Genomic DNA, 23,208 nt, shown 5'->3' on the forward strand with positions numbered 1-23,208 from the left:
CGTGGATTCGGCGACAATGCTGTTGATCTCCAGCCTGGCCTGGCCCGTGATCATCTTCGTGCTCGTGATGGTGCTGTTGATCAGCCAACGGAAGGCCGTCGGTGGCCTCATCGACCGGCTCAAGTCGCTGTCCTACCCCGGCGGCCAGGCCGAGCTGAGCAGCTCGCTGCCGGAGAGCTCGGTGCAGGCCATCTCCACGCTCGTCGACGTCCTGCCGGCCAACCTCCGCGAGAGCCTGGCCGCCGTCGAGGGTGACCGGGCGCGCACGGGCCAGGAGTCCACCTCGGGACCGGCGCAGAACCGGGAGCCGATGGAGGAGGTCTCGCCGGTGCTCATCGGCGACGTCGTCGACCTCGTCGTGCTGCGCACCAAGCTGGAGAACCTGCTCTCCGAACTCGCCGACCCGCCGCCGCCCGACGGCCTCACCACGATCGCCCGCACCACCGAGGTCCTGCTCAACAGGGGCGTGGTCGACTCGGCCTCGGCCAAGGCGCTCAGAGACACCGTCGACATCGCCGACCAGGCCGCGGCGGGCGCCGCAGTGCCGCACCGACTCGCGGTGGCCGTGGCGAACTCCGGGCCCGCGATCCTCGAACAGCTCTCCCTGCTGCGGAGCATCGCCGCCGCGCGCTTCGAGGAGCACGTGCTGGAGGTGCTGCAACAGGAGCTGCCGAGGGGCTGGTCGGTGGAGACCGACGCCGAGTTCGACTCGCCGGAGGACACCTCCGACGACCCGAAGGCCGTCGCCCGCGTCGACGCCCTGGTCAAACACGGCGCGAAGCGGGTCGTCGTCGAGGTGCGCGCCCGCGTGCACACCGGCTCCCGCCGGCAGTTGGACATGCTGCGGGACTGGCTCGCCGCACTGCCGCCGCACCTGCCCGTGCTGCTGGTGCTGCTGGGCAGCGGCCTGGCGCACCACGAGCTGAGGAAGCTGCGGTCCGACCGCGCGCACCCCATCGACGTGCTGCTGTGGGACACGCAGGCAGACGCCCTGATCCCCAAGGTCCAGGTCCTGTCCGGCCAGTCGCGGGTCGATTCCGGGCGGGCGGATACGATCACCGGGTGACTCACCTGTTCAGCACGGCTCTCGCCGCGCTGGGCGCATTCGTCGGAACCAACATCGACGACTTCATCGTCCTGATTGTCCTGTTTCTGGCCAGCCGCACCGGCACGCTTCGCCTTCGACACATCATCGGCGGCCAGTACGCAGGCTTCGCGGTGCTCCTCCTGGTCAGCCTCGGCGCGGCCGTCGGGCTGATGGTCATTCCGGACAAGTGGGTCGGGCTGCTGGGGCTGCTGCCGCTCGCGCTCGGCGTCCGCGGCCTGGTCCTCGCGGCCCGGCACACCGACGGCGACGAGGGGGTGGTGCGCGCGGGCGGGCTGCTCGCGGTCGCGGCCATCACCATCGGCAACGGCGGGGACAACATCTCGGTGTACTCCGTCATGCTCCGCACGCTCGGCACGGTCGACCGGCTGGTCACGCTGGCGACCTTCCTGGTCCTGCTCGGGGTGTGGTGCGCGCTGGCCTCGGTGGTCAGCCGGCACCGGCGGGTGATCGCCGCGCTGGTGCGGGTCGGGCACTGGCTGGTGCCGGTCGTCTACGTCGTCATCGGCGGCGTGATCGTGCTGCGGTCCGGCGTGTTGCTCCAGTTGGCGGAACTCGCGCGCTGACGGCGGCGCGACCGAGGTCCGCCCACCCGGCAGGCGCGAGAAAAGGTCGTGATCTCCCCGAACAGCGCCTTTCGGTTCGGCGATTCCACCCGGGATACTCGAACCATGAGCCATCGTCCCAACGCCTGCTGGCGCCCTGACACCGGTATGAGACCTCCTCGGTCCGGTGTCAACGCCTGACGTTGCGGCCGGCGATGTCGGGGGAGCCGTCTGAATTCGTTCGGTCAACCACCACGGCGATCATCCGCCGGGCGGACATGTACGTCGAGAAGCTCGACGAGGCCGTGCTCGCCGGCCAGCTGCGCGCCGAGGAGGGGCGGCTGCTCGACCGGTTCGAGCGGTACGCGGCTGACATCCTCGACCGGTACGTGCCGCCCGGCCTGCGCCGGGGCGACAGTCTGGTGTTCGCCGAGCTCTACGCGGCGGGGGTGACCCCGCCCGCCGAGGAACCAAGACGCAGGCTGATCGCCGCCCTGCTCGCCGGGGAGACCGAGGCCAGGGGGCCGCTGCGGCTCACGCGCGCGCAGAGCATCCGGCTGGCCGAGGTGTTCGAGCGGCTCGGCGCGGGTCTCGGCCGCGAGAGGCTGCCGCTGCACGCCGCGCACGCCTTCGACCGCGCGGCCGGCCTGTACCTCCAGGTCGAGGAGAACGGCGGCAGGGACCGCTGCCTGCTCGCGCGGTCGCGGGCCAGGCACCGCGCGCGGCCGCCCGGCGTGGTCAAGGCGCTGGAGGCGGTCTCGGACCTGCTGGCAGGCTACGGCTACCAGCCCTACCGGCTGTTCGGGTTCGTGCTCGTGCAGCTGGCCGTGTTCATCCTGCTGCTGACCCAGATCTCCGACACGGCGGTCGGCCAGGACGCCTACATGGTGCTGATGAACTACCTCAACCCACTGGGTTTCGGCGACACCAGGGACATGCCGCACAGCACGTGGGTGCTGTTCGTCATCGAGGGCTACTCGGGCTCGGTGTCGCTGAGCATCTTCTTCGCCCTGTTGGTGCGCAAGTGGTTCCGGCTGTGACGGCCGCTCTCAGCCTGCCGGGAAACGTGCGACCCACCTGCGTTGCCACGGCGTCTCGACCGCCCCGTGCCGGTAGTTCGCCCGCGTCCAGGCGACCGCCTCCGCCGCGGGCACCCCGGCGCGGATCGCCAGGCAGGAGATGACCGTGCCGGTGCGGCCGACACCGCCGCCGCAGGCGACCTCGACGCGGTCCCCGCGCCGCGCGCGGTCGTGCAGCTCGCCGATCCGCCCGATGGCCGCCGCGCGGTCGCGCGGCAGCAGGAAGTCGGGCCAGTCGATCCAGTCGTGCGGCCAGGTCAGCGCGGGCTCGAAGTCCCGGCGCATCCGGCTGCCACCGAGGTAAAGGCCGTAGTCGGGCGCGTCGTCCGGCGCGGGCCGCCGGAGGCCCCGACCGCGGACCCAGCATCCGTCCGGCAGCTCGACGGCGCCGGAGAGGTGTTCCTCGATCATGGGAGGTCAGCGTACGGGTCCAGGTGCGCGACCATGATCGTGCGGTCCTCGCCAGGCCCGAGATAGTCGCGGACCGTGCGCTCGACCCGGAAGCCGGCCGCCTCGTACAGCCGCACCAGGACCGCACTGTCCGGCTCGACGGTGAGCCGGACCTGCCGCACCGCCGCGTCCCGCAGCAGCCGCAACGACCGAGCCGTCAGCTCCGCGCCGAGCCCGAGACCCCGGTGGTCCGGGTGCACGCCGAGGCCGAGCAGCCAGCCGGAGTGGCCGTCCGAGCTTGGCGCGCCGAGCACATAGCCGCACGGCTGGTCGTCGCGCTCGGCGACCAACCAGTGCCGCTGGTGGATGTCGAACAGCTGGCGCAGCACGAAGTACGGGTAGCTGACGTTGCCGAAGATCAGCCGTTCCAGCTCGACGAGCCAGCCGAGGTCGCGTTCCTGCACCGGCCTGATCACCAGCCCGGCCGCGTCGCCACGGGCCCCGCGCGGAGCGAGTCCTGGGCAACGGTCGGTCACCATTCCGCGTTGCTCCGGCGCGCGTGTTCCAACGCCTGCAACGTCTGTAGCGCGATCTGGTCGCGGATCCTGGCCACCAGGGCGTTCCACTGGAGGCTGAAGCCCGGCCGCTGCTCCAGCGCGTCCCACAGCATCCGCATGGCGGGGTCCACGTGCGCGCCCGGCATCCACAGGTGCAGCAGGCGTTCCATCGCCGCGCTGAGGATGTCGATGCTGTCGCGGCCGCCGATCCGGCCCCGGCCGGCCTGTTCGAGCACGAGCCCGAGCGTGGTCAGCAGCCAGTCGTGCAGCGCGAAGTCCTCGCAGAAGCGGACGGCCAGCCCGATCTGGTCCTCGCGCACGGTCAGCTCGACCGTGCGCAGCACCTCGTCGTCGAGGCGCACCACGGCCCTCGGCGTCGCGGAGTCGCCGAACCTGGCCACCCACCGCACCCTGGTCGGCCGGGACCGCACGGACGTGACGTGGTCGAGCTGCGGACGCATCTGCACGCCGCCGATGAGGTGCTCGCTCACCGAGCCGAGGTCCAGCGTCGCCAGCGGCGTGACCTCGCCGAGGTAGCCCTCCGCCAGGTCCGCCGCGTCGGCGGCGCTGGTCACCTCGACCACCCCGGGCTGGCCTGCGTAGTGCGACCACGCCAGCCGGTTGCCGGCCTCCGCCCGCCGCAGCCGCGCCGTGGCCACGCCCTGGAGCACCAGCCCGCCGGTGATCACCGCTCGGGAGTGCACCGTGCCGATGCCGCGCGCCTTCGCGGTGGACCCGGTGGCCAGGCGGCAGTCGATGCCGGTGGTCAGCTCAGGCGACACCGCGCGGCCGATGGGGCGCTCCATGGTCAGCACGCGCTGCCCAGGCACCAGGCCGAGCAGCTGCGTCACGACCGCCCTTGGCAGCGGCCCGGTGTTGTGCAGCAGGCAGGTTCGAATCTCGCCGACGACCAGCACGCGACCGCCTCAGGATCCTTCGATGAACACGTGCGACAGCCGCTCGGTGACGCTGCGCGGCACCCGCAGGCCCTCGGCCGCGCCGCGCGTCACCACCTGCTCGGTCACCGCGTCGTCCAGACCGAGGTGCCCGAGGATCACGCCGACCGCGTGCTCGATGGGCAGGTACCAGCGCGGCAGGATCGACATCGAGCGGTAGGCGGCGAACGGGCTGGCGTGCTTGTTCAACCGGATCACCGCCGGCAGCTCGCTCCACCGGTCCGGCCACGACGCGTCGTCCTGCCACTGCTGCGGTTGCGCCACCGCGTCGCCGTAGTGGCGCAGCATGCCCAGCCGCAGCAGCTGCCAGACCGAGGCGAGGAACGGGCAGGACCAGGCGCGCAGCGGCAGCGCCTCGCCGTTGACCTTGTCGTCGGCGTCCTTCCACATCTCCACGTCGAGGAAGATCGAGTGGTTGCGCTTGCCGAACTCCTGCGGCGGCCGCCACCGTCGCGACCGCATGGCCTGGTCGGACCCGAGGTCGCCGGACCGCTCCCCGTTGCACAGCCAGCCCGACTCGTGCGCTGGCGGGCGGGAGCCGTTGGTGCCGGGGGCGGGCTCCGGCAGCAGCCTCGCGGCGGTCAGCTCGGCCAGCGGCACGTCGTCGGCGACGCAGCAGCCTGCCTCGCGCGCGACGTAGTCGATCCGCACGTCGCACTCGGCGGCGATGCCGACCAGCCGGTCCATGATCGCGGCGGGGCTGGTGTCGTTGCGGAAGTAGTCGTCCATCAGCAGACAGGTGCTGACCCTCGGCTTCGCGCCACCGGTGTCGACGGCGGCGGTCGCCGCGGCGACCCACGGCGCGACGCGCTGGAACTGCCCCCTGATCCAGTCGTCGCCCCTGAGCAGGTCCTCCATGTAGAAGTGCCCCACCTCGATGGACAGGTGGGACAGCGGCACCGCGCGCACCTGGTCGTGCTCGGTCGCCTCGCTGTAGATGGCAGCGCCGACGGTGTCGTTGTGCACGGGCCCCTCCATGTCGTGCCCGGCCGGCCTCACGTCGCGAGCGCTTCCCAGACGACGGGATCGGTCAGTTTCCAGGCCAGTTCCCGGAACGACTGCACCGTCTCCGGGTTGGCGATGTTGCCGGCGACGTCGGCGTCCGAGATGACCTGCTCCCGCCACTGCAACACGGGCTCCATCGGCGTCTCGCCGAGCGTCCTGCTGTGGCCGACCCTGTTGCGCAGCGCCAACTGCTTGAGCTCGTCGTTGCAGGTACGCAGCCACTTGGCCTGCGCGGCCCTGCCCGCGGCGAGCGGCGAGTTCAGTGCGGGCACCGCGGTGCGGACGAACCGGATCGAGTCCTCCAGCCTGCCGACGTCGTGCCCAGCGTCGGCACCGGTGTCGAGCAGCCCGTGCTCGCCGTAGACGAGGCCGTGCGCGGCCACGATGTGCTGCCGCGTCCAGCGGTGGAACACCAGCCACCGCACGGCCACCGACGCCAGCTCCGACTGCGCGGTCGCCTCGAGCGCCATCTCGACCGCGTGCGAGCGGCCCGCGCTGAGGTCGACGACGCACACGTCGAACTCCTGGTCCAGCCTGCGGAACAGCTCGACGCACCGCTGGATGTTCCCCGGCTTGCTGGAGAACTCCGCGCCGCCCCGGTCGCCCGGGTACAGCACGAGCCTGCCGGCCTTGGCGTGCGTGGCCCGCAGCCCCTGCCGGTCGGAGTGGTCGCGCACCTCGAGCGACTGCGGGTTGGCGACGTCACCGACCACATAGGAGTGCAGGCCGCCGTGGTCGATGCCCCGGTCGACCTTGGCGATCTCGAAGATCGCGCCCGCGGTCGGCGAGCCGAAGTCGAAGTCGAGATAGGCGACGTCATGTCGTTGCAGCGACAGGTGATACGCGACGTTGCAGCTGGTCACCGACCGTCCGGTGCCGCCCTTGTCGGAGGACGCGAAGACCAGCATGGCTAGATGCTCCTCGAGGCGTCGAGGCGGGCGACGGCAAGCTCGTCGAGTTCGCGCAACGCCTCAAGCGCGAGGGCGTTGGCCGTGGACGGTCGCTCGTTGATGATCCTGCGGGCCCTGGTCAGCATCGCCTCGATCCGCCCGAGGCCGACGTGCATCGCGGACTGGTCATCGGTGTCGGCCTCCAGCAGCTCCTGGTTCAACAGGTGGTCGGCCTCGTTGAGCAGGTCGAGCGCGCTGACGATCATCTGCGGGCTGCGCAGCGGTGCCACCTCGAACGTGCGCACCGCCGTGACCAGCGCTTCGACCACCCGCTCCGTCAGGTACCAGGACGGCCGGTCCTCCGCGACGGCGGCATCGGTGGCCTCGCCGGGATAGAAGATGCTGGCCGGGTCGTCCCAGAGCCCCGAGGCCAGACCACCGGTCAGCTTGCGCCGCATCAGGTGCTCCATCGTCGCCTCGGCGATCAGCATCAGCTGGTCGCGGGCGTGCACGTTGGCCGACAGCCGCGCGCCCTCCAGCGACCGCTTCAGCAGCAGGGGAGCGAAGTCGGCGACGCTCCAGAACAGCTGGGGGCCCAGCTTGTCCGACCCGCCGAGCTGCATGTAGACGCCGGGCACGTGCAGGGCGACCGCCTGGTCCCCGCGCGTCACCCTGCTGGTGATCCGGCCGCGCCTGGCCAGCTCCTCAAGGACCTCAACGGCGCGGGTCAGGTCGTCGTCGGTGGCCTCGCGGTTGACCAGGTCCTGGATCAGCACCGCGGAGACGAGCAGACTGTAGTAGTCGGACTCCTCGCCGTCGGAGGTGCGCCACGGGATGTCCTCAAGCGGCCAGCGCTTCCCGCCGAACCGGGCGATCGTGGACCAGTAGCGCTGGGTGAGCTCCCAACGCAGCTGGAGCGCGTCGGCGAGGCGGCGCTGCTCCTCGTCGAGCAACCCGAGTTCGCGGGTGCGCTGCGACCTGAGGTCGTTGATCCCGTCGAGCGCGACGACCGTGAAGTACAGGTAGGGCCGGTCCTCGGCGACGCCCTGCCGTACCGCGATCTCCTCGGGGACGAAGTCGATCGGCGCGGCGCGGCTCGCGATGCCCCACGACCAGCCGCACTCGAACAGCAGGTTCTCGTTGTCCAGCCCGACTTCCGCGTCGACACCGATGCGGACGTCGTCGCGCAGCCTCGTCTGCACCCTGCTGAGCCGGTCCTTCAGGTTGCTCAGCACGACGGGTTCCGGCGCGTCGCTCTGGTTCACCATGCCCAGCATCACCTTGCCGGCACGGGAGTCGGGCTCCACCGTGTTCACCACGAAGCTGCGGAGCAGGCCGACCATCGCGGCGGTGAGCCGCCTGCCGACCGCCCGCTCCAGGTCGTCGACCTTCGTGCGCAGCTCGGGCCGCCGAGCGGTCTCCGGCTTGTACACCGCGATGAAGCCCAGTGCGGCCAGGCACAGCGTCACCGACATCGAGTAGTCGTCGACGATGCCGAGCGCGAGCTGCTCCTCGGTGACCTGCGGCCGCGGCGCGTCGGGGTCGGTGCGGGTCCGCAGGTAGCTGTGGCCGGCGAAGATCGGCTCGCCGCCCTCGTCGGTGTAGCGGGAGACGTAGTCGGCGAGCACGTCGATGACGACCCTGGGGATCCTGATGCTGTCGCCGAGCGGCTTGAGCGTGCTCAGCACGTCGTCGGCCATCGCGTCGGGCCGGTCCAGCGCCAGGTTCTCGATCTCCGTCGCGGGGTAGAGCAGCGTCAGCAGCTGCTCGGCGTCGCTGATCGAGTTGGCCTCGTCCCGGCCGCCCCAGACCCACTTCCCGTCCTGGAAGGACGCGCTCACGACCGAGCGCCAGACATCGAGGATGTGTTGCCTCGGTTGGATCCTCACCTTGAGCCACCCCGTGAGTCAGCCGCTGCGCGATAGGCGCGCCGCACAGGCAGCGAGCCCAAAAACCCGTTGCGGCGAGGTGGAACCTAGCAGAACACGAGCTGACCATGCGGGTGATCCCGGCATGCTGGCCCCCGGCCGCCGCCCGGTCAGCGGCCCTCGGTCAGCGGCGCGAGGTCCAGTGCGTCGGCGACGCGGTCAGCGCGGTCTCGCTCGGCCGCCGGTAGATGTGGATATAGGCCAACGAGGCCAACAACACCGTCGTCGTGGCCGTCCACGGCCAGGCCACCGGCGAGTACTTGGTCGCCAGCACCCCGGTGACCGGCGCGAGGCAGACCAGGATCTGGAGCGTCCGGAGGGTGAGGCTGCTGGTGAACCTGGCCGCGATGGAGAAACGCGAGTGCATGTAGAAATACAGCGCGAGCGTGCTCGCGGCCGCGGTGGTGAACGACGCGACGGCCGAGCTGGCGACCTGGGAGAACGTGGCCGGGAGCGAGATGAGAAACGGGAGAACGCCGCCGTACTCGGACAGCGTGTTGCCCAGTTTCATGTAGTTTCCGAAATTGTTCGAGCGGATTCTGGACAGCTCGCCGGAGGCGTTGGCGTAGACGACCAGCGCCATGGTGGAGGCGAAGGCCGCGCCGATCAGCAGTATCCGAACGTCGTCGGGATAGTTGGACGAGGCGAACGAAAAACCGAGCACGAAGGTGATCGCGGCGAGCATCGTGCCGGCGAAGTTGACCCCGCTCTGGCTCTCGTCGGACTGGAGCAGCGCGACGTCCTCGCGCTCGAAGCGGGACACCTCGAACGCGGGGCCCGACGGCATCGGAACCGCGGCGGTGATCACGTGATCGTCCGACTGGAGCAGGAAGGACAGGTGCGACCACGAGGTGAGCGGCACGATGAACCGCTCGTCCGGGTCGACGTACTGCCGGCGGCTCTTGTGCTGTAGGTAGAAACGGTGCACGCCGAAACCGCAGTAGTCATACATGATGGTCCTGACGATGAATCTGCGTGAGAACAGCAGCCGCAGCATCGCGAGATTGTCCGGACTGGCGACGGCGGATATCGATCGCTCGGTCGCGTACTCACTGTTCAGCGTGTTGTCCAGCAGGTGCCCGCCGAGGCCCTGCTGACGAAACTCGGGATGCACCGCGACCGCGTTGATGTACAGATGGTGGTCGATGGGAAGATTCAGCTGGGCGAACGCCACTATGCGGTCGCCGATCGCGCACACCTGCACCAGATCGCCTGCCACGCAGGCCGGGAGCTCACTCGGCGCCGAAGGCTTGTGGATCACGTTGTCGACCGGGAAGCACAATGTGTAGAGAATTTCGAGCTGAGGTAGGTCCTCGGCGACGGCTAATCGAAACACCATCATTGTCACATCGTATCGCGCACAAAGATGCGCGGTAAAGGTCACGGTATTGTCAACGCGATCCGCTGCGGAGCGTGCCGGCGAATGGGTCGTATAGGGCATTCCTGCGAACTCGCCGGCCTGTGCGATGCTCCTGCCGGGGTAGTGATGACACACGAACGGAGCAGGCCGTGATCCTCGAGGTGGCGACGCTGGACGTGATTCCCGGCAGGGAGGCCGAGTTCGAGCTGGCGTTCCGCGAGGCCCGCACGGTGATCGCCGCCTCCCACGGCTTCCTCGGTCTCGACCTGCGTCGGTGCGTCGAACGGCCCAGCGCCTACCTTCTCCTGGTGCGCTGGGAATCCGTCGAGGACCACGAGATCGGGTTCCGGCAGGGGCCGCACTACCCGAGGTGGAAGCAGCTGCTGCACCACTTCTACGACCCGTTCCCCACCGTCGAGCACTACGCGCCAGTGCCTGGCGCGGAAGCGGGGCGGTGACGCCGACCGATGTCCGCCGTGCTCACGGCGTTCGCGCCCATCTGGGTGCTGACCGCCATCGGCTACCTCGCCGCGAGATCGGGTGTGCTCGGCGAGCGGGCCGACGTGACGCTCGGGCGTTTCGCGTTCTATGTCGCGATGCCGGCGGTGCTGTTCACGACGCTGATGGGCAGCCCGATCGGGCGGCTGGCCAACCGGGGCATGCTCGTCTTCGCGACCGGCACGATCGTCGTCGGCGCGATCGGCTTCGCGCTCAGCCGCTGGGTGTTCAGGCGGCGGCTGGCCGAGGCGGCCGTCGGCGCGATGTCGGCCAGCTACGTCAATTCCGCGAACCTGGGCATCCCGGTGGCCGTGCAGGTGCTTGGCGACTCCACGTTCATCGCGGCCGTGGTGCTGTTCCAGGTCCTGGTGCTGACTCCGGTGGTGCTGACCGCCGTCGAGGCCGACACGAACGGCTCGGGCGGTAGGCGGCTGCGCGCGCTGCTGCTGTTGCCCGTGCGCAATCCGATCATCGCGGCCTCGATCGCCGGCGTGCTGGTCAGCGCGCTCGGCTGGCATCCGCCCGATGTCCTGACCCAGCCGATCCGCACCCTCGCCGGGGCCGGCGTGCCCACCGCGCTCATCGTGCTCGGCATGTCCTTGCACACCAAGGCCGATCCGCCGGCCGGCGGCGCCCGCGCCGAGCTCGGCTGGACCGTCGCGCTGAAGCTGATCGCGCAGCCCGCCGTCACCTACCTCGCCGGCAGGCTCCTCGGCGTCGACGGCCACCTGCTGTTCGCGGCCGTGGTGTGCGCCGCGCTGCCCACCGCGCAGAACGCCTTCGTGTTCGCCAACCAGTACCGGCTGGACGACCGGCTGCCGCGCAACGCGGTGCTGACCTCCACGCTGCTGGCGATGATCTCGCTGTCCCTGGTCGCCTGGTTCATGGCCTGACCGGTCGGCTGTCCGCCGGTCGGCGGGTCTTGCGTTGCGCCATTCGGGTTCCTAGGGTGACCTTCCGTCGCCAGTGCGGTGTCCCCGGACACCGCACTGGCGCGATCACACTGGGGGAACACCGAATGCTCAGCCGCTTCATGCCGCCGTCCGGCCCGCCGAGAGTGCTCGCCGTCGCGCAGCTGACCAACTCCGTCGGCGACGGCGCGTACTACGTGTCGTCCGCGCTCTACTTCACCCGCATCGTGGGGCTGTCGCCGACCCAGGTCGGCTTCGGGCTGACGCTCGGCTGGGCCATCGGATTCCTCGCCGGCGTCCCGCTCGGCCACCTGGCCGACCGGGCCGGCGCGCGGGGCACCGCCGCGCTGCTGGCCGTGGCGACCTCGGCGGCCGTCGGCTCGTTCCTGTTCGTCAGGTCGTTCCTGCCCTTCGTCATCGCCGTGTGCGTCTACGCCAGCTGCCAGTGCGGCAACACGGCCGCCAGGCAGGCGCTGCTGGCCGGACTGGTCGACCCGGTGAGCCGGACCGGGATCAGGGCGTTCCTCCAGTCCACGGTCAACGCGGGGCTCGCGGTCGGCGCGGCGATCGGCGGCGTGGCGCTGCACGCGGACACCACGGCCGCCTACCTCACGGTGTTCGCGATGGACGCGGCGAGCTTCCTCGTCTGCGCGGTCGTGCTGCTCCGCCTGCCGACGGCGCCGCCGTCCGTCGCCGTCGCAGGGGAGCCGAGGCTGGCCGTGCTCAGGGACCGGCCCTACGCGCTGATCTCGTTCCTCAACATGATCATGTTGCTGCACATCCCGCTCATCAACCTCGCGATTCCACTGTGGATCGTCGAGCGCACCCAGGCACCGCGCTGGCTGGTGTCCGCGCTGCTGGTGCTCAACACGGCCACCGTCGTGGTGTTCCAGGTCAAGGTCGCCAGGCGCGTGGTCGACCTGGTCACCGCCGCGCGGTCCGTGCGGTGGGCCGGCGTCGTGCTGCTCGGGTCGTGCGCGGTGTTCGCGGTGTCGGGGGCGGGATCGTCCGCGTGGACCGCGGCGGCCATCCTGCTGGTCGCCGCCGGACTCCAGGTGACCGGCGAGATGATGCAGGCCTCGGGAGCGTGGGAGATCAGCTTCGGCCTCGCGCCCGCCGCGAAGCAGGGGCAGTACCAAGGGTTCTTCGGCATGGGCATGGCGGTCGCCAGGATGCTCGGCCCGCTGCTGCTCACGCCGCTGCTGGTCACCTGGGGCGCGCCGGGCTGGCTGCTGCTCGGCGGCCTGTTCCTGGCCGCGGGTCTCGCGATGGGACCGGCCGTGCGGTGGGCCGACCGGAGCCGCGCCGCCGCCGTCGTGACCCCGCCGGTGCTGTCGGCCTAGCGGCTTCGCCCGGATACCGGCCGGCCGCACGGGACGCGTCCGCGAGCTACGTTCTCGGCCGCACCACCAGCGCCTGTGCGGTCCGGCCGACCGGGCCAGCCTCGTCGTGCAGCGCGCTGGTGGCCAGCCCGACCCCGCCGGGACCGATCGTGGTCTCCGCGTCGAGCGCGAACCAGTCGCCGGTCGGCCGCCGGTGCAGGTGGACCGAGAGGTCCGTGTTGATGAAGATCCACTGCCTGATGTCCAGCAGGCTGGACACGCCGCTCGCCGAGTCGGCGACGGTGAACAGTCGTTGCAGCGCCGTGGTTTTCTCCCCGTCGACGAGGTCGACGAGCGGCCGCACCCACACGGTCGCGCCGCCCTGGTCGAACAGCCCGCCGCGCAGCGTCCGCCACTCCATCGCGTCGAGGTAGCCGCGCCCCCAGCCGTCCGGGATGCCCATCGGCCCCGCGGCCTCCGGCGGCTCCAGCCTGCCGGGCCCGCCCGCCGCGATCGCCGCCGTGTCCGCGCCGGAGATCCGCCAGGCGTGCGCCTTCACCACCGGGCGACTGCCCGCCGTCAGCTCGGCGGACAGCAGCTCGACCGTGCGGCCCGGCCGCTCGACCCTGGCCCGCACCTCCAGCTCGGCGACCGGCACCGGCCCGAGGATCTCGAACACGACCCTGGACAGCACGGCGTCCTGCCGGGGCGCGCACCGCTCCAGCTCCCGCACGATCAGCGCGGACGGCGGCCCGAAGTGCTGGCTGTCCGAGGACCACGGCCCCGCGGTCAGCTCGGTCGACAGGTACCTGCCGCCCCCGCGCGGCTCGTAGAACGCCCCACCCACGACAGACCTCCGATGCGATCAGTGACCAAGGCGGGCCCTACCCGCGGGTAATCCCTTGGTCCGCGCGATTTCTCCGCCGGCCGGCGCGCCTAGTCCGCACGGTCCAGCGCGGTCTCCACGCCGGGATCGGGCTCGGGCCACCCAGGGTAGGGCGGGGGCGTGCCGCCGAACGCCGGGCACAGCGCCTTGTGGTCGCAGTAGTCGCACAGCCTGCTCGGGTTGGGCCGGAAGTCGCCCGTCCTGCCGGCGCGCAGGATGGCCTGCCAGATCGCCTCGAGCGTCCGCTCGAAACGCTCCAGCTCCGCCTCGTCCGGTGTGTAGGCCAGGGCCTGCCGGTCGGCCAGGTACATCAGCCGCAGCTGGCGCGGCACGACGTTGCGCAGCCGCCACAGCACCAACGCGTAGAACTTCATCTGGAACAGCGCCTTGGCCTCGCCGATCTCCCTCGGCGCTGCCCCGGTCTTGTAGTCGACCACCCGGATCTCGCCGGTCGGCGCGACGTCGACCCGGTCGATGTAGCCGCGCAGCAGCACCCCGGAGCTCAGCTCCGTCTCGACCAGCAGCTCGCACGCCTCGGGCTCCAGCCTGCGCGGGTCCTCGAGGCCGAAGTAGCCGTCCAGCAGCGTGGTCGCCGAGTCGAGCCACTCGGCGAGCGCCGGGTCGTCCGGGCCGTCGAACAGGTCGATCAGCTCGGTGCGCTCGGCGAGCAGCCGCCGCCACGCCGGCTCGATCAGTTCCTTGGCCCGCTCCGGCACCCGCTCGCCGGCCGGCAGCCCGAACAGCTCCTCCAGCACCGCGTGCACCATCGTGCCCCGCACCTGCGCCTTGGTCGGCGCCTCCGGCAGCCGGTCGACCGCGCGGAAGCGGTACAGCAGCGGACACTGCTTGAAGTCGCCTGCGCGCGAGGGCGACAGCGCTGGCCGACGCACCGGTCTCGCCGCAGCAGGCGACGCCGGCGACTCCGCCGCCGCGGACGGTGCTGGAACGGTGACCACCTTGGCTTGGTCCGACATGCCCCGCACGATAGGGCAGGCCCCCGACAGCCTGATCGTCGCGCCGTGTCACGGCGGTTCCACACCGTGCGTCCTAGGCTGCACGGATGGTCACCACCAGGGGTCGATGGCAGCGGGCCGGCGGCGACGGCGGTCTCCTGCTCGGCCGGGTGGCCGGCATACCCGTGCTGCTCGCGCCGTCCTGGTGGCTCGGCTCCGCCGTGGTCACCGTGCTGTACGCCCCGCTGGTCGGCCGCCTGGTGCCCGAGCTTGGCCCGGTCGCCTCGGCGCTGGTGGCCGCCACCTTCGCGGTGCTGCTCGGCGCGTCCGTGTTCGCCCACGAGCTCGGCCACTGCCTGGTCGCGCTCCGGCTCGGCCTGCCGGTGCGCAGGCTGCGGCTGTTCCTGCTCGGCGGCATCTCCGAGGTGGCGCGGACGCCGACCACACCCCGGCACGAGGGCCTGGTCGCGGTGGCTGGCCCTGCCGTGTCGGTGGTGCTCGCCGCCGTGTTCGGCCTCGGCGCGTTCGCCATGCAGTCCGGCACGCCGCTGTGGCTGCTGGTGGTGCAGACCGCCGTGGCCAACGCCGCCGTCGCGCTGTTCAACCTGCTGCCCGGCCTGCCGCTGGACGGCGGCCGGATCCTGCGCGCGGGCGTCTGGGCGCTGACCGGCCGCAGGGCGACCGGCACCAGGGCGGCGGTCTACGGCGGCGGCGCGGTCGCCGCGCTGCTCCTGGTGTGGGCGCTGATCGGCATCGTGCAGGACAGCCAGGATCGCTGGCTACGGCTGGGTGTCTGCGTGTTGACGGCGTGGTTCGTCGCCGCGGGCGCGCGCGGCGAACTGGCCGCCGAACAGCGGCGTGGTTGGCCGGAGGGCGTGTCGCTGGCCGAGCTGGTCCGGCCGGTGCTGCAACTGCCGGCGGAGAGCCCCGTCGCGGACGCGCTCGCCGCCTCGGCTGGCCGGGGCGTGCTGCTGGTCCGCGCGGACGGCGTCGCCGCTGGCCTGCTCGACCAGGACGCCGCCGCGCGACTCGCCAAGGTCGCGCCGCAGTCGCCAGCCGAACACGCCGCCGAGTCGATCCGCCCCGACACCGTGCTGCTGGACAGCGAGCCGGGGGAGGAGATCGCCGAGCGGGTCATGGCCACCGCCGCGTGGCAGTTCCTCGTCGTCGACGAGGAGGGCAGGCCCTCGGGTGTGCTGCACCGCGACGACCTGCGCAGCGCGCTGCGCGGCCGGCGGCGTTCCTGACCGACCCACACCCGGCCACCTGCGCACGGGCGGTCGAGGGTGACTGTGCGACGATCGTGCGCCGATCGTCCGCTTCTGGCCGCTCGGACTACCGAACAAAGCAGGAGGTTCCCCGCGGTGAGCACCGCCAGTGGTCCGTTTCGTCCCGGTGACCGGGTGCAGTTGACCGATCCGAAGGGGCGGCACTACACGCTGGTGCTCGAACCAGGCAAGCAGTACCACACCCACCGGGGCGCGCTGGAGCATGACCAGCTGATCGGCCAGCCGGAGGGCTCGGTGGTGTCCTCGGCAGGCGGCACCTCGTTCCTGGCACTGCGCCCGCTGCTGTCCGACTACGTGCTGTCGATGCCGCGCGGCGCGCAGGTGATCTACCCCAAGGACGCCGCCCAGATCGTCATGTGGGGCGACATCTTCCCCGGTGCCAGGGTGCTGGAGGCCGGTGCGGGCTCCGGCGCGCTGACCTGCTCGCTGCTGCGCGCGGTCGGCGAGAAGGGCAACGTCACCTCCTACGAGGTCCGGCAGGACCACCTCGACTACGCGCAGCGCAACGTCGAGCAGTTCTTCGGCGAGGTGCCGCCCAACTGGTCGCTGACCCTCGGCGACGTGGCCACGCACAGCGGCGAGGTGGACCGCGTCGTGCTGGACATGCTGTCGCCGTGGGACGTGCTGCCGACCGTCGCGGCGAACCTGGTGCCCGGCGGGGTGCTCCTGGTCTACGTCGCGACCACTACGCAGCTGTCCAAGGTCACCGAGGCGCTGCGCGAGCAGCAGTGCTGGACCGAGCCGTACGCGTGGGAGTCGCTGATCCGCCCGTGGCACGTCGTCGGCCTCGCGGTCCGGCCGGAGCACCGGATGGTGGCGCACACCGCCTTCCTGCTCACCGCGCGTCGGCTGGCCGACGGCGTCGTGGCCCCCCGGCCGCAGCGCCGCCCGAGCAAGGGCTGAGCACGAGCAAGGGCCCCGGCGGGATTTCACGTCCCGCCGGGGCCCTCGCTGTCGGTCGTCCTAGCTTAGTGCGTCGGGTTCGTCGGCAACCCGCTCGAGGAGGGCTTCGGGACGCTGCTGGTCAGCGCGTCCTTGTTGATGCCGCACACCTTCCAGCTGCCACCCTCCTTCGCCAGCTTGTAGGCGATGGGCTCCGGCTTGGTGATGTCCTTGCCGCCGGTGACCTCGAGCGTGAAGGTGCCCTTGTCGCCGTCGAGCTTGATGTCCTTGCCGTCGGCCGCCGCGCCCGGGTCCGGCTTGGTGGTCGCCGCGGTCGGGTGGGCCTTGATGTAGTCCCTGGCCCGCGTCATCTCCGAGTCGCACATGACGCCGTCGTACGCGGCGGGGTCGAGCTTGCCGGCCTTGGCCTGGTTGACCGCGATGCCGATGTACTTGTCCACCACGGCCTTCGCGTCGCCGACGCCGCCGTCACCCGTGCCGGTGCCGGAACCCGAGCCGCTGCCCGAACCCGAGCTGCTGTCGCCCTTGTTCAGCAGGAAGTACAGGCCGGTGCCGCCACCGCCGAGCACGACCACCACGGCGATGATCACGCCGATGATCACGCCGGTCTTCTTCTTGGGCGGCTCGCCGCCGCCGGGGTACGCGCCGAACTGCTGCTGGCCGAAGCCCTGCTGCTGGCCGTACGGGTCCGGCTGGCCGAAGCCCTGCTGGGGCTGGCCGTAGGGGTCGGGCTGGCCGTAGCCGCCCGGCTGCTGCGGCTGCGGCTGCTGGCCGTACGGGTCGGGCTGGCCGAAGCCACCGGTCTGCGGCTGACCGTAACCGCCGCCCTGCTGCGGTGGCTGGCCGTAGGGACCCGGCTGCTGCGGCTGCGGGCCGGTCTGCGGGAATCCGCCCTGGGGCTGGCCGTAGCCACCCGGCTGCTGGCCAAAGCCGCCCTGCTGACCGTACGGGCCCTGCCCGCCAGGGCCGGGCTGCTGGGGTGGGTAGGTCACGGTGAATACCCCCGAGAGGTTGTGCGTCGAGTTCTGGTCCGGGGCCTGCGCCCCAGGTGTACAGCGAGTGAGCCTAAGGAATGCTGTCAACCGTCCGTTCGGCGGATCACCGAACTGTGCATTCGTTGGCTGCCCCCTGCGGATCGGACGCACCCCGGCTCGGATCGGTTCCCTGCGGATGGGGACCGGATGATTGCCCTGGTCAGTTGGTCGGTGTGCTCGGCGACGACGACGTGGCAGGCCCGAACAGCCCGCAGGCGCGCCAGCCCCCGCCCTCCTGCACGAGCTGGGCCGGCAACCCGGTGTCGAGCTTCTTGCCGGCCTGGTCCGTGCCGACCAGCTTGAGCGTGAACGAGCCGCTGGTGCCGTTGGTCTTGAGGTCCTGGGCGGACACGGAGACGCCGGGCTGTGGCTTGTCGGCGAGGGTGAAGCCCTGGGCCTTGGCCGCGCTCAGGTCGGCCTGGCAGGCCAGGCCCTCGAACCTGGCCGCGTCGGTCTTGCCGCTGTGCAACTCGTCCTGCACGATGCTGGCGAACTTGTCCGCGACGCTCTTGGGGTCGGCGGCACTGTCCTTGTTGAGCAGGAAGTACAGCCCGACGCCGCCGCCCGCCAGCAGGACCACCACGCCCACGATCAGGCCGATGAGCAGCCTGGTGCGTTTCGGCTTCGGTGGCCCGCCGCCGGGGAACCCGGGGTAGCCGCCGGGTTGCTGGCCGTAGCCCTGCTGCCACTGCGGGTCCTGCTGGCCGTAGCCCTGTTGTCCGTAGCCCTGCGGCTGCTGTCCGTACGCCGGCGGTTGGCCGTAGCCCGGCTGCTGCCCGTAACCGGGTTGCTGGCCGTAGCCCTGCGGTGGGCCGGAGTCCTGTGGCGGCCCGTACGGATAGGGCTGCTGGCCGGCGGGCGGAAAGCCGCCGCTGGGAGGTCCGTAGCCACCCTGGGGTGTGCCGTACGGGTCCCCGCCCTGCGGCTCGCTGCCGTAGGGACCTGGCTGTTGCGGCGGGTACGTCACGACGGAACCCCTTGCTGGCACGGTGTTGTCGACGGTGCTGACCCGCAGCTTAGTGCGCTGACGGCATGCCGTCCCTACCTGCTGGTCGGTGTGGCGGAGTGGGTCGCCGAGTGCGTGCCGGCCTGCGAGGCGGTGGCGCGCGAGGTGGACGGCGCCGAGGAGCGGAACACCCCGCAGACCTTCCAGCCGCTGCCGTCCTTGACCAGGTCGACCCTGCGGTCCCTGGTGTCGGTCCTGCCGTTGGGCGAGGTCCGCGACCTGACCAGGATCGCGACGCCCCGGTCGCCGCTGTCGCGGACCTCCTTGACCGTCACCTTCTCCGGCGACCTCGGCTTGCCAGAGGACATCGGCGTCGGCGCGGCCACGCGGGTCGCGCTGCGCGCCTGGTCCCGCTTGGCCAGCTCGCGCATCGTGGCCAGGTCCGCCGCACACACGACGCCGACGAAGGCCTCGGGGGCGTAGGCCGCGCCGCTCGCCGCGGTTCGGGTGTACGCCTCGGCGTACCGCTCGGCGGCCTGCCTCGGTTGCGGCGATCCGTCGGCCGGCGCGTCGGCGCCGTTGCCAAGCAGGAAGTACAGGCTCGTGCCGACGCCGCCGAGCAGCACCAGACCGCCGACGGTGACCCCGGCGATCACTCCGGCGCGCCTTCTGCGCGGTGCGTCACCGGACGGTTGCGGCCCGTGCTGGAGCGGCTGGGTCACGATGGTTCCTCTGCTTGCTGGGGTGCCCCGATTCTCCTCCCGGCGTCGATGGCGCCGCCAGGTTGCCCCGGTCGTCGGCGCGTCGGAAGTGCCTTGCGTGCGGCGAATCGCGTCCACCAGGTGAGATGCGCGGGTGCGGCCGGCGGCTCGCGCGGAGAAGAAGATCACGTTCAGGTGACAGTTGTGGGCGGCCCTGGCAACACTGCGGGCGTACGTAGGTGGACCAGTGCTGGACGCACGGTAGCGGGCGGGTGACCAAGTCGGACCCGGGATGGAGTAGTCCATCCCGCCGAGCGGGGGGAATCTGGCCCTGTAGCGGGGCTGGCGCGCCCCGAGATCACATCTTTTGTCGGTGATCGCCGGTACCGTGGAAGGCACGAACACGGGAGGAGGGTGCCGACATGCAGCACGACCGTCCCGGCAGCCAGCCCGAGCAGGGCGGCGAGCGGAACAATGACAAGAACTCTGCTGAGCTGACAGCGCAGATTCGGTTCTTGGAGGACGAGATCGCGTTGCTGCGCCGCAAACTGACGGAGTCACCCCGACACGTCCGTTTGCTGGAGCAGCGGTTGGCTGAGGCGTCCGAGCGCGTCAGTCAACTCACCGAGCGCAACACGAAGCTCATCGACACCCTCAGAGAAGCACGCAGCCAACTGCTCGCGCTGCGTGAGGAAGTGGACCGTTTGGCGCAGCCGCCGAGCGGGTACGGCGTGTTCCTGGCGCGGCACGAGGACGGCACGGTGGACGTGTTCACCGCCGGCCGGCGGATGCGTGTCGCGGTCTCTCCCGCGGTCGAACTGGACGCCATCGGCCTCGGCCAGTCGCTGCGCCTGAACGAGGCGCTGACGGTGGTCGAGGGCGGCGGGTACGAACGGATCGGCGAGGTGTCCACGCTTCGGGAGCTGCTGAACCCGGAGCCGGACAGCACGCTGCGGCGCGCGCTGGTCGTCGGTCACGCCGACGAGGAGCGCGTGGTGCTGCTCGCCGAGCCGCTGGCCGACGCCCCGCTGAAGCCGGGCGACTCACTGCTGGTCGACGCCAAGGCCGGGTACGCCTACGAGCGGGTGCCCAAGGCCGAGGTCGAGGACCTGGTGCTGGAGGAGGTGCCCGACGTCGACTACACCGACATCGGCGGGCTCTTCCGGCAGATTGAACAGATCAGGGACGCGGTTGAGCTGCCGTTCCTGCACGCCGACCTGTTCAGCGAGTACAAGCTGCGGCCGCCAAAGGGTGTGCTGCTCTACGGCCCGCCCGGCTGCGGCAAGACGCTCATCGCGAAGGCGGTGGCGAACTCGCTGGCCAAGCAGGTCGCGCTGGCGCGGGGCGACGAGGACGGCCAGGCCAAGTCGTACTTCCTCAACATCAAGGGCCCCGAGCTGCTCAACAAGTTCGTCGGCGAGACCGAGCGGCACATCCGGCTCATCTTCCAGCGCGCCAGGGAGAAGGCGTCGGAAGGCACTCCCGTGATCGTTTTCTTCGACGAGATGGACTCGATCTTCCGCACCAGGGGCAGTGGCGTGTCCTCGGACGTCGAGACGACGATCGTTCCCCAGCTGCTCAGCGAGATCGACGGCGTCGAGGGGCTGGAGAACGTCATCGTGATCGGCGCCTCCAACCGCGAGGACATGATCGACCCGGCGATCCTGCGGCCGGGCCGGCTGGACGTCAAGATCAAGATCGAACGGCCGGACGCGGAGGCGGCGAAGGACATCTTCTCCAAGTACCTCACGTCCGACCTGCCGATCCACGCCGACGACCTGGCCGAGTTCGGCGGGGACCCGCAGGCGTGCATCGAGGCGATGATCCAGCACACCGTCGAGCGGATGTACGACGAGTCCGAGGAGAACCGCTTCCTGGAGGTCACCTACGCCAACGGTGACAAGGAGGTCCTGTACTTCAGGGACTTCAACTCCGGCGCGATGATCCAGAACATCGTGGACCGGTCCAAGAAGGCCGCGATCAAGGCCGTCCTCGACACGCGCCAGCCGGGGCTGCGGGTGCAGCACCTGCTCGACGCGATCGTCGACGAGTTCGCGGAGAACGAGGACCTGCCCAACACCACCAACCCGGACGACTGGGCCAGGATCTCTGGCAAGAAGGGGGAGCGGATCGTCTACATCCGCACCCTGGTCACCGGCAAGAACCAGGACTCCGGCCGCGCCATCGACACGGCGTCGAACACCGGCCAGTACCTGTAGGCAGTGCCTGTGCGGCACAGGTAGGCAGCGACAGCGCGACCGGCGGGGCCGGCCATCCAACTCGGATGGCCGGCCCCGCCGCCGTTCGCCTACCGTGATCCACCGTGACCGCATCGCCTCCGCCGCAGGTTCGCCGGATCGGCCTCGGGCTCGCCGCGCTCGGCCGGCCCGCCTACATCAACCTGGGCAGGGAAGGCGCGCTGCCGGCCGACCGGAGCGTCGAGTCGATGCGCGCCGCGAGCTGGCGGGTGCTCGACGACGCGCACGCGGCGGGCGTCCGCTGGGTGGACGCGGCCCGCTCCTACGGCCGCGCAGAGGAGTTCCTCGCCGGGTGGCTGGCCGACCGGGGCCACCGGGACGTGACGGTGTCCAGCAAGTGGGGCTACGCGTACGTGGCGGACTGGCGGACGGACGCCGACGTGCACGAGGTCAAGGAGCACTCGTCGGCCAGGTTCGGGCAGCAGTGGGCCGAGACCCACGCGCTGCTCGGCGACCAGGTGTCGCTCTACCAGGTCCACTCGCTGACCAGCGACAGCCCGCTGTTCGGCGACCAGGCGCTGCTCGCCGACCTGGCCGCGCTGCGCGACTCCGGCGTGGCGCTCGGCTTCTCCACCTCGGGGCCCGCGCAGGCCGACGCGGTGCGGCGGGCGGCGGGCATCGAGGTCGACGGCCGCAGGCTGTTCGACGCGGTGCAGTCGACCTGGAACGTGCTGGAACCCTCCGTCGGGCCCGCGCTGGCCGAGGCGCACGACGCGGGACTGCGGGTGCTGGTCAAGGAGGCGCTCGCCAACGGCCGCCTCGCGGTGCGCCCGCCGCGCAGGGTGGTCGAGCTGGCGGACCGGCACGGTGTCGGCCCCGACGCCGTCGCCCTCGCCGCGGTGCTCGCCCAGCCGTGGGCGGACGTCGTGCTGTCCGGCGCGGCCGGCGGCGACCAGCTGCGGTCCAACCTCGCGGCCACCGGTGTCGGCCTGTCACCCGGGGAACTCGACGACCTGGCCGAGCCGGCCGAGCCGTACTGGGCCACCCGCGCGGCGCTGGACTGGAACTGAGCGCCGACCGGGTAATCGGGTCGCGCCATGGGTTTCGTCCTGTTTGACTGGCACGATGATCAAGGCAGACGTGTTTCGCGACCAGCCGACCCTGACCGGGGCGACGGTCCGGTTGGAGCCGATGACCATGGCTCACTTCGACGGCCTTCGGGCGATGCTCGACGACCCCGAGGGCGCGCGGCTGACCGGCTCGCACGGGCACATCTCCGAGGAGCGGGCCCGCGAGTGGGTGGCCACGCGCCATGAGCACCACGACAGGGCCGACTGGACGGTGGTGCGGATCGAGGACGGCGTGGTGCTTGGCGAGGTCGTCCTCAACGAACTCGACACCGACAACGGCTCCGCGAACTTCCGGATCATGCTCGCCGGGCCGCAGGTGTACGGGCGCGGCTACGGCACCGAGGCCACCAGGATGGTCCTCGACCACGGCCTGGACGTCGCCGGGCTGCACCGCATCTCGTTGGAGGTCTACGACTTCAACCCGCGCGCCCATCGGGTGTACGAGAAGTGCGGCTTCGTTCGCGAGGGCGTCCGGCGCGACGCCCTGCGCTGGGACGGCGAGTGGCACGACGCGATTGTGATGTCGGTGCTGTCCACCGACCCGCGCCCGGCGCCGGCCGGCTGATCAGTCGGCCGGCGATCGACGAGCCGAGGTAGTGCCGAGCTGGGGTGGTGACGAGCT

At 71.2% G+C, this 23,208-nt stretch carries 23 protein-coding genes; 11 read left to right on the forward strand and 12 right to left on the reverse strand.

Annotated features, from left to right (window positions below):
• The first annotated feature begins 1 nt into the window (after position 1).
• The 3 genes from F0L68_RS01710 (at position 2) to F0L68_RS01720 (ending at position 2,690) form a co-directional block, all read left to right on the forward strand.
• Complete coding sequence (locus F0L68_RS01710; RefSeq protein WP_149847592.1) at positions 2 to 1,066, forward strand: hypothetical protein; 1,065 nt, start codon at positions 2 to 4, stop codon at positions 1,064 to 1,066.
• A complete protein-coding gene (locus F0L68_RS01715; RefSeq protein WP_223198411.1) occupies positions 1,063 to 1,671 on the forward strand; it encodes a cadmium resistance transporter in 609 nt (202 codons plus the stop codon). The genes F0L68_RS01710 and F0L68_RS01715 overlap by 4 nt, the downstream gene beginning before the upstream one ends.
• A 257-nt stretch (positions 1,672 to 1,928) precedes the next feature.
• A complete protein-coding gene (locus F0L68_RS01720) occupies positions 1,929 to 2,690 on the forward strand; it encodes a hypothetical protein (protein WP_149847593.1) in 762 nt (253 codons plus the stop codon).
• Positions 2,691 to 2,699: 9 nt separating this feature from the next.
• Here the strand turns inward: F0L68_RS01720 and F0L68_RS01725 are convergent, their stop codons facing one another.
• The 7 genes from F0L68_RS01725 to F0L68_RS01755 all read right to left on the reverse strand — a co-directional run bounded on the left by F0L68_RS01725 (position 2,700) and on the right by F0L68_RS01755 (position 9,797).
• Positions 2,700 to 3,140: a phosphatase domain-containing protein gene (locus tag F0L68_RS01725; RefSeq protein ID WP_149847594.1), complete on the reverse strand. Its 441-nt coding sequence runs from the start codon at positions 3,138 to 3,140 to the stop codon at positions 2,700 to 2,702.
• Positions 3,137 to 3,658: a GNAT family N-acetyltransferase gene (locus F0L68_RS01730; RefSeq protein ID WP_149847595.1), complete on the reverse strand. Its 522-nt coding sequence runs from the start codon at positions 3,656 to 3,658 to the stop codon at positions 3,137 to 3,139. Before F0L68_RS01730 ends, F0L68_RS01725 begins: the two co-directional genes overlap by 4 nt.
• Positions 3,652 to 4,593, reverse strand: a complete 942-nt coding sequence (locus F0L68_RS01735; RefSeq protein WP_149847596.1) for an SCO2521 family protein — start codon at positions 4,591 to 4,593, stop codon at positions 3,652 to 3,654. Before F0L68_RS01735 ends, F0L68_RS01730 begins: the two co-directional genes overlap by 7 nt.
• A gap of 9 nt (positions 4,594 to 4,602) precedes the next feature.
• Complete coding sequence (locus tag F0L68_RS01740; RefSeq protein ID WP_223198412.1) at positions 4,603 to 5,598, reverse strand: SCO2522 family protein; 996 nt, start codon at positions 5,596 to 5,598, stop codon at positions 4,603 to 4,605.
• 29 nt (positions 5,599 to 5,627) lie between these two features.
• Positions 5,628 to 6,545: an SCO2523 family variant P-loop protein gene (locus F0L68_RS01745; protein ID WP_149847597.1), complete on the reverse strand. Its 918-nt coding sequence runs from the start codon at positions 6,543 to 6,545 to the stop codon at positions 5,628 to 5,630.
• Between the two features lie 2 nt (positions 6,546 to 6,547).
• Positions 6,548 to 8,416, reverse strand: coding sequence for an SCO2524 family protein (locus F0L68_RS01750; protein ID WP_149847598.1), 1,869 nt, complete (start codon positions 8,414 to 8,416; stop codon positions 6,548 to 6,550).
• Between the two features lie 163 nt (positions 8,417 to 8,579).
• Positions 8,580 to 9,797, reverse strand: a complete 1,218-nt coding sequence (locus tag F0L68_RS01755) for a GNAT family N-acetyltransferase (protein WP_188316331.1) — start codon at positions 9,795 to 9,797, stop codon at positions 8,580 to 8,582.
• Between the two features lie 167 nt (positions 9,798 to 9,964).
• Here F0L68_RS01755 and F0L68_RS01760 point away from each other — a divergent pair, with 167 nt between their 5' ends.
• From F0L68_RS01760 to F0L68_RS01770, 3 genes are all read left to right on the forward strand, one after another.
• Positions 9,965 to 10,273, forward strand: coding sequence for an antibiotic biosynthesis monooxygenase family protein (locus F0L68_RS01760; RefSeq protein ID WP_149847600.1), 309 nt, complete (start codon positions 9,965 to 9,967; stop codon positions 10,271 to 10,273).
• Between the two features lie 9 nt (positions 10,274 to 10,282).
• Positions 10,283 to 11,206, forward strand: a complete 924-nt coding sequence (locus F0L68_RS01765) for an AEC family transporter (protein WP_149847601.1) — start codon at positions 10,283 to 10,285, stop codon at positions 11,204 to 11,206.
• A 125-nt stretch (positions 11,207 to 11,331) separates the two neighbouring features.
• Positions 11,332 to 12,567, forward strand: a complete 1,236-nt coding sequence (locus F0L68_RS01770) for an MFS transporter (RefSeq protein ID WP_149847602.1) — start codon at positions 11,332 to 11,334, stop codon at positions 12,565 to 12,567.
• 46 nt (positions 12,568 to 12,613) lie between these two features.
• Here F0L68_RS01770 and F0L68_RS01775 read toward each other — a convergent pair whose 3' ends face one another.
• Both F0L68_RS01775 and F0L68_RS01780 read right to left on the reverse strand, forming a co-directional pair.
• Positions 12,614 to 13,393 carry a thioesterase family protein gene (locus tag F0L68_RS01775; RefSeq protein WP_149847603.1) on the reverse strand — a complete coding sequence of 260 codons (780 nt, stop codon included), beginning with the start codon at positions 13,391 to 13,393 and terminating at the stop codon, positions 12,614 to 12,616.
• A gap of 89 nt (positions 13,394 to 13,482) precedes the next feature.
• Positions 13,483 to 14,406: a RecB family exonuclease gene (locus tag F0L68_RS01780; protein ID WP_149847604.1), complete on the reverse strand. Its 924-nt coding sequence runs from the start codon at positions 14,404 to 14,406 to the stop codon at positions 13,483 to 13,485.
• A gap of 86 nt (positions 14,407 to 14,492) precedes the next feature.
• On the opposite strand from F0L68_RS01780, the gene F0L68_RS01785 reads away from it, so the two are divergent.
• Together F0L68_RS01785 and F0L68_RS01790 are read left to right on the forward strand one after the other, a co-directional pair.
• Positions 14,493 to 15,632, forward strand: a complete 1,140-nt coding sequence (locus F0L68_RS01785) for a site-2 protease family protein (protein ID WP_149847605.1) — start codon at positions 14,493 to 14,495, stop codon at positions 15,630 to 15,632.
• 117 nt (positions 15,633 to 15,749) lie between these two features.
• The gene (locus F0L68_RS01790) at positions 15,750 to 16,577 is read left to right on the forward strand and encodes a tRNA (adenine-N1)-methyltransferase (protein ID WP_149847606.1); all 828 of its coding nucleotides are present in this window, start codon (positions 15,750 to 15,752) and stop codon (positions 16,575 to 16,577) included.
• 65 nt (positions 16,578 to 16,642) lie between these two features.
• On the opposite strand, the gene F0L68_RS42080 is transcribed toward F0L68_RS01790, so the two are convergent.
• The 3 genes from F0L68_RS42080 to F0L68_RS42085 form a co-directional block, all read right to left on the reverse strand.
• Entirely contained in the window at positions 16,643 to 17,569 is a 927-nt protein-coding gene (locus F0L68_RS42080; RefSeq protein WP_188316332.1) for a hypothetical protein, read from the reverse strand.
• 202 nt (positions 17,570 to 17,771) lie between these two features.
• Positions 17,772 to 18,578 carry a flagellar basal body-associated FliL family protein gene (locus tag F0L68_RS01800; protein WP_149847607.1) on the reverse strand — a complete coding sequence of 269 codons (807 nt, stop codon included), beginning with the start codon at positions 18,576 to 18,578 and terminating at the stop codon, positions 17,772 to 17,774.
• Between the two features lie 74 nt (positions 18,579 to 18,652).
• On the reverse strand, positions 18,653 to 19,279 hold the full coding sequence (locus F0L68_RS42085; RefSeq protein WP_188316333.1) for a hypothetical protein: 627 nt from the start codon (positions 19,277 to 19,279) through the stop codon (positions 18,653 to 18,655).
• 401 nt (positions 19,280 to 19,680) lie between these two features.
• Between F0L68_RS42085 and arc the strand changes: the two genes are divergently transcribed.
• The 3 genes from arc (at position 19,681) to F0L68_RS01820 (ending at position 23,151) form a co-directional block, all read left to right on the forward strand.
• Complete coding sequence (gene arc, locus F0L68_RS01810) at positions 19,681 to 21,477, forward strand: proteasome ATPase (protein WP_149847608.1); 1,797 nt, start codon at positions 19,681 to 19,683, stop codon at positions 21,475 to 21,477.
• 104 nt (positions 21,478 to 21,581) lie between these two features.
• The gene (locus tag F0L68_RS01815; protein WP_149847609.1) at positions 21,582 to 22,526 is read left to right on the forward strand and encodes an aldo/keto reductase; all 945 of its coding nucleotides are present in this window, start codon (positions 21,582 to 21,584) and stop codon (positions 22,524 to 22,526) included.
• Positions 22,527 to 22,581: 55 nt separating this feature from the next.
• Positions 22,582 to 23,151 (forward strand): GNAT family N-acetyltransferase, encoded by a 570-nt coding sequence (locus tag F0L68_RS01820; RefSeq protein WP_149847610.1) that lies wholly within the window; start codon positions 22,582 to 22,584, stop codon positions 23,149 to 23,151.
• Positions 23,152 to 23,208 lie beyond the last annotated feature (57 nt).

Origin of the sequence: Solihabitans fulvus (assembly GCF_008386585.1) — a bacterium.
GTDB classification, from domain to species: domain Bacteria; phylum Actinomycetota; class Actinomycetes; order Mycobacteriales; family Pseudonocardiaceae; genus Solihabitans; species Solihabitans fulvus.